This window comes from Streptomyces sp., assembly GCF_035644915.1.
GTDB lineage: Bacteria > Actinomycetota > Actinomycetes > Streptomycetales > Streptomycetaceae > Streptomyces.
Genome location: NZ_DASQNP010000057.1, coordinates 1 through 5,318, shown reverse-complemented (window position 1 = coordinate 5,318; position 5,318 = coordinate 1). Strand labels below are relative to the sequence as shown.

The window sequence follows — 5,318 nt, the reverse complement described above, 5'->3', positions numbered from 1 at the left end:
GTGCGGGCCGCCGGACCCGGCGGTCAGAGTGCGGCGAGGTAGTCGGGCACGGCGATGCCCGGGGCCAGGTCACCGGCCGGGACGGGAGGGCCGTAGGTCCGCCGCACCGGCAGGACGCCGCTCCAGTGGGGGAGGGAGAGGTCCTCCGGCTCGTCGTTCGGGCCGCCGGTGCGGACCTTCGCCGAGACCTCCTCCAGGTCCAGGGCGACGACGGCGGTGGCGGCCAGTTCCCGGGCGTTGGCCCGGCGCGCGTCGGCCGAACGCCCGGGGACCGCCTGGTCGACGATGGCGTCGAGCGCGATCGCCCGCTCGGCCGGGTCGGTCACCTGCCGGGCGGTGCCGTGCACCACCACCGAGCGGTAGTTGACGGAGTGGTGGAAGGCGGAGCGGGCCAGGACCAGGCCGTCCAGGTGGGTCACCGTCACGCAGACCGGCAGCCCGGCGTCGGAGGCGCCCGCCGCCCGCAGCGGCCGGGAGCCGGTGGAGCCGTGGACGTACAGGCGCTCGCCGACCCGGGCGTAGAGCGTCGGCAGCACGACCGGGGCGCCGTCGCGGACGAAGCCGAGGTGGCACAGGTACCCCTCGTCGAGGATCGCGTGCACCAGCGCGCGGTCGTACGAGGCGCGCTCGCGGCTGCGGGTCGGAACGGTGCGCGGGGTCGGGGCGTAGGCGCTCCCCGGGGCGGTGTCGGACATGGCACTCACTCCCTGTGTCTCCCCGGAGACCCGCTGGCCCGTCCCCGCCGACCCCCGTCGGCCCCGTCGGCACGGCACCGACTTGTCTCCGATTTCGTACTAGTGCAAAATGGATTTTGTGCTAGGAGAGTATCGGATCGAGGGGCGGCGCGCAGCCGAGATCGCCGCCAGCGTGGAACGCGGGGTCGGTTCGGGGGAGCTGGCACCCGGCCAACTTCTGCCGCCGGTACGGGAGTTGGCGGCAGAGCTGGGCGTGAACCCCAACACGGTCGCCGCCGCCTACCGCGTCCTGCGTGAGCGCGGGGTGATCGAGACGGCCGGGCGGCGCGGCAGCCGGGTGCGGCCGCGTCCGGCGAGCACCCCGCGCGAGGCGATCGGCGTCGAGGTGCCCGAGGGCGTGCGCGACCTGTCCCAGGGGAATCCGGACCCGGCCCTGCTGCCGTCGCTGCGCGCCGCGCTCGCCGCCGCCGCGGACCGCCACGAGCGGGGCCCGACGCTCTACGGCGCCCCCGCCCTCACCGCGGACCTGGAGCGCCTGGCCCGCGCCGCGTTCGACGCGGACGGCGTGCCGCCGGGACCCGTCGCCGTCACCTCCGGCTCCCTGGACGCCATCGAGCGGGCGCTCATGGCCCACCTGAGGCCGGGGGACGCGGTCGCCGTCGAGGACCCCGGCTGGGGCAGCCTGCTGGACCTCGTCCCGGCGCTGGGCCTGAGGCCCCTGCCGGTCGCCCTCGACGACGAGGGCCCGCTGCCGGAGGAGGTCGGACGGGCGCTGCGGCAGGGCGCGCGGGCCCTGGTCGTCACCGACCGGGCGCAGAACCCGACCGGTGCCGCCGTCTCCGCCGGACGCGCCCGGGACCTGCGCCGGGTGCTGGCCGGGCACCCCGGCGTGCTGCTGGTCGAGGACGACCACGGGCACGGCATCGTCGACCTCCCCCTGCACCCCCTGGCGGGCGCCGCCGGCCCCGTGGACCACTGGGTGCTGGTGCGCTCCACCGCCAAGGCGTACGGCCCGGACCTGCGGCTGGCCGTGCTGACCGGCGACACCGTCACCGTCGACCGGGTGCGCGGACGGCAGCGGCTCGGGCCCGGCTGGGTCAGCCACCTGCTCCAGCACACCGTCGCCGAGCTCTGGAGGAGCCGCGCGGTGGACCCCGCGGAGGTCGCCCGCTCCTACGGCCTGCGCCGCGGCGCCCTGATCGGCGCCCTCGCCGAGCGCGGAGTGGCGGCGCACGGGCGCAGCGGGATGAACGTGTGGGTGCCGGTGCCCGACGAGACCGGCGCGGTCACCCGCCTGCTGAACGCCGGGTGGGCCGTCGCCCCGGGCGCCCGCTTCCGGACCGCCTCGCCGCCCGGCGTCCGGCTGACCGTCTCCGGCCTGGCCGCGCACGAGATCGGGCCGGTCGCCGACGCGGTGGCGGCGGCGGTCCGGCCCGCACGGGCGCGGCGGTACGGCTGAGCGCCGCCGGCCGCTACGGCTCCGTGCGCCGCCGCGGCCCGCTCTGGGCGAGGGCCGCGCCGGCGAGCACGACCAGCGCGCCGACGGGGACGTTCCAGGTCAGGTGCTCGTCCAGCAGCAGCACCCCGGCCGCGGTGGCGACCACCGGCAGGAAGTAGGTGACGAGGGTGCCCGTGGTCGCGCCCACCTCGGCCACCAGCCCGTACTGGAGGAGGAAGGCGAACCCGGTGCCCAGCGCGCCCAGCGCCGCGACCGCCAGCAGCGGACCGACGGGGAACGCGGCCGGGAAGGAGGTGAACAGCGGCGTCACCACCGCCAGTTGCGCCGTGCCCAGCAGGAGCTGGGAGGCGGACATCGCCAGGTGCGAGCCGCCGGAGTTCGCCAGCGTGCGCCGGACGTAGGCCCAGCCGACCGCGTAGCTCGCCGAGGCGACCAGGGCCATGGCCGTGCCCCGCGGGTCCTGGCCGGTGAAGCCCTGCCAGGCGCCGAGCACCACCAGCACCCCGGCGAAGCCGATGCCGAGCCCGGCGACGCTGCGCCGGGTCGGCCGGTCGTCGGAGAGGGCGGTCAGGGCCAGCAGCATGCTCCACAGGGGAGTGGTGGCGTTGCAAATGCCCGCCAGGGTGGAGGAGATGGTCAGCTCGGCGTAGGCGAAGAGCGTGAACGGCAGCGCGTTCAGCAGGAACGCGGCGACCGCCAGGTGCCCCCAGGTCCGCGCCCCCCGCGGCAGCCGCTCGCGCCGCACCAGCAGGACGGCGCCGAGGACGGCCGTGCCGAACGCCACGCGGCCCAGGGTGACCTGGAGCGGGGCGTAGGCCTGGGTGCCGACCTTGATCAGCAGGAAGCTGAACCCCCAGATCAGGCAGAGGGCGGCGAAGCGGATGCGCCAGTCGACGGCGGGGAGGCGGCGGGCGGACCGCCGGACGCCCGCAGCGGGGCCGGCGGATCTGTCGGGGGCGCCGGAGGGCGGCGTGGTGCGCGGGGGAGCGGTAGCGGACATGCGTCAACGATCGCCCCTTCAACGCTTAAGGACAAGCGAGATTTTCTAGAGAGAACCGCGTAGCATCACTTACATGTTGAACCTGGACCGGCTGCGCATCCTCCACGCCGTCGCCCGGCACGGCTCGGTCAGCGGCGCGGCCGAGGGCCTCCACGTCACCACCTCGGCCGTCTCCCAGCAGATGGCGAAACTGGAGCGCGAGACCGGCCAGCAGCTCCTGGCCAGGAACGGCCGCGGCGTCCGGCTCACCGACGCCGGACGCCTGCTCGCCGCGCACGCCCAGCGCATCCTCTCCCAGCTCGAACTCGCCGAGGCGGACCTGGAGGCCCACCGCGGCCAGGCGGTGGGCGAACTGCTGCTGGCCGCCTTCCCCACCGCCGCGCGCGGCCTGTTCCCCGCCGCCCTGGCCGCGCTCCGCGCCGACCACCCCCAGCTGCGCGTCCGGCTCCAGGAGATGGAACCGGACACCGCCGTGCCGCGGCTGATGCGCGGGGACATCGACCTCGCGGTCGTCCTGGACTGGTACAACCGCCCGCTCTCCCTGCCCGCCGGCCTGGCCAAGGAACCGCTGCTGGACGACCCCGCCGACGTGGCGATGCCCGCCGACCACCCCCGCGCCGGGACGGGCCCGGTGGAGCTGGCGGACTTCGCGGACGACGAGTGGATCTCCTGGCCCGACGGCGAGTTCTGCCACGACTGGCTGCTGTTCACCCTGCGCGGCCAGGGCATCGAGCCCAAGCTGTGCCACACCGCCGGGGAGCACCACACCCAGCTCGCCCTGGTCGGTGCCGGACTCGGAGTGGCCGTCGCGCCCCGGCTCGGCCGCGGGCCGCTCCCGGAAGGGGTCGCGGTCGCCCCCGTGCGGCACACGATGAAGCGGCACGTCTACGCGATCTGGCGCGAGGACGCCGACCGCAGGCCCTCCATCCGGGCGGCGGTGGGGGCGCTGCGCCGGGCCGCGGGCGACATCACCGGTTGAGTCGCCCGACCGCGCCCGCGGCCCGGACGGACTCAGGCGAGCCGTACGGAGCCGCCCTCGACCGTGACGTCCGTCCGGGGCAGCGGCTGCGTGGCGGGACCTCCCCGCACCGAACCGTCCGCGATGTCGAACCTGCTGTTGTGGCAGCCGCAGACGATGGCCCCGTCGGCCACCGAACTCACCAGGCACCCCTGGTGCGTGCAGACCGCCGAGAACGCCTCGTACCGGCCCGCGCTCGGCTGGGTGACCACCACCTTCTGCTCCTTGAACACCACGCCGCCGCCCTCGGGGATCTCGGACGCCCGGGCCAGCTCCCGGCCGCCGCCGTCACCGTCCCCGTTCCCGGCGGGCGCCGACTGTTCCGGTGCCGACTGCCCGCCCGAGCCGGTGTCACCGCCGTGGCCCGAACCGTCGTCGGAGTCCCCGCAGGCGGTGAGCGCGGCGGCGAGCGACACCGCGCCCGCCGCCGCGAGGACGGAGCGCCGGGAAGTCGGTGGAGTCGATGTGTCGGTCATCTGAGCACTCCCTGCTGTCTGCTGTGCCGCCGGACGGGTCCACCCGGGCATACGCAGCCGGGGGACACGGCGTTCAATCCGGCGTTCAGCCTGCGTCCCTCGTGCGCGTCCGTGCCCGGACGGCCCCTCGTCCGATCCCCAGCGCGTCGCGCGGGCCGACGGGCCGTACGGCGCCGGGCCGCCCCGCCCCGCCTCCTGCCGCGGGGCCCTCGCCTCCCCGCGCTTCGAGCATGCGCGTCGGCGCGGAACACGGACGGAATACGGGCGAACCCCCACCGGTTGGCCCGGCATGGCGACTTTGGGGCTCATCGGCAGTGGACGGATCGGCGGCACGCTCGCGCGACTGGCCGTGAAGGGCGGACTCGACGTCGTGCTCAGCAACTCGCGCGGCCCGGAGACGCTGGCCGGCCTGGTTGCGGAACTCGGCCCCCGGGCTCGGGCGGCGACCCCGGCAGAGGCCGCGGCGGCAGGCGACTGGGTGGTCGTGGCCGTGCCGGTCAAGGCGTACGACACCTTGCCGCGCGAACCCCTCGCGGGCAAGACGGTCATCGACACCGGCAACTACTACCCGCAGCGCGACGGCAGGATCGAGGCCCTGGAGAACGGCTCGACCACGAGCAGCGAACTGCTCCAGCAGTACCTCGGGGAATCGGCGCACGTCGTAAAGGCG

At 75.8% G+C, this 5,318-nt stretch carries 6 protein-coding genes; 3 read left to right on the top strand and 3 right to left on the bottom strand.

What is annotated here, in order from left to right; translation table 11 throughout:
* Positions 1 to 23 precede the first annotated feature (23 nt).
* Positions 24 to 695: a pyridoxamine 5'-phosphate oxidase family protein gene (locus VE546_RS06240; RefSeq protein ID WP_324919389.1), complete on the bottom strand. Its 672-nt coding sequence runs from the start codon at positions 693 to 695 to the stop codon at positions 24 to 26.
* Between the two features lie 118 nt (positions 696 to 813).
* Here VE546_RS06240 and VE546_RS06235 point away from each other — a divergent pair, with 118 nt between their 5' ends.
* Positions 814 to 2,154, top strand: coding sequence for an aminotransferase class I/II-fold pyridoxal phosphate-dependent enzyme (locus VE546_RS06235; protein ID WP_324919387.1), 1,341 nt, complete (start codon positions 814 to 816; stop codon positions 2,152 to 2,154).
* 13 nt (positions 2,155 to 2,167) lie between these two features.
* On the opposite strand, the gene VE546_RS06230 is transcribed toward VE546_RS06235, so the two are convergent.
* Positions 2,168 to 3,154 carry a DMT family transporter gene (locus VE546_RS06230; protein WP_324919384.1) on the bottom strand — a complete coding sequence of 329 codons (987 nt, stop codon included), beginning with the start codon at positions 3,152 to 3,154 and terminating at the stop codon, positions 2,168 to 2,170.
* A gap of 73 nt (positions 3,155 to 3,227) precedes the next feature.
* Here VE546_RS06230 and VE546_RS06225 point away from each other — a divergent pair, with 73 nt between their 5' ends.
* The gene (locus tag VE546_RS06225; protein ID WP_324919382.1) at positions 3,228 to 4,133 is read left to right on the top strand and encodes a LysR family transcriptional regulator; all 906 of its coding nucleotides are present in this window, start codon (positions 3,228 to 3,230) and stop codon (positions 4,131 to 4,133) included.
* Positions 4,134 to 4,165: 32 nt separating this feature from the next.
* Here VE546_RS06225 and VE546_RS06220 read toward each other — a convergent pair whose 3' ends face one another.
* Complete coding sequence (locus VE546_RS06220; protein ID WP_324919380.1) at positions 4,166 to 4,648, bottom strand: Rieske (2Fe-2S) protein; 483 nt, start codon at positions 4,646 to 4,648, stop codon at positions 4,166 to 4,168.
* A gap of 289 nt (positions 4,649 to 4,937) precedes the next feature.
* Between VE546_RS06220 and VE546_RS06215 the strand changes: the two genes are divergently transcribed.
* A partial coding sequence (locus tag VE546_RS06215) for an NADPH-dependent F420 reductase (protein ID WP_324919378.1) occupies positions 4,938 to 5,318 on the top strand: 381 nt, incomplete at its 3' end.

Bases quoted from the DNA above. Each gene is read 5' to 3' on its own strand.
- VE546_RS06220 (WP_324919380.1), bottom strand. From the start codon at position 4,648: ATGACCGACACATCGACTCCACCGACTTCCCGGCGCTCCGTCCTCGCG.
- VE546_RS06230 (WP_324919384.1), bottom strand. From the start codon at position 3,154: ATGTCCGCTACCGCTCCCCCGCGCACCACGCCGCCCTCCGGCGCCCCC.
- VE546_RS06240 (WP_324919389.1), bottom strand. From the start codon at position 695: ATGTCCGACACCGCCCCGGGGAGCGCCTACGCCCCGACCCCGCGCACC.
- VE546_RS06225 (WP_324919382.1), top strand. From the start codon at position 3,228: ATGTTGAACCTGGACCGGCTGCGCATCCTCCACGCCGTCGCCCGGCAC.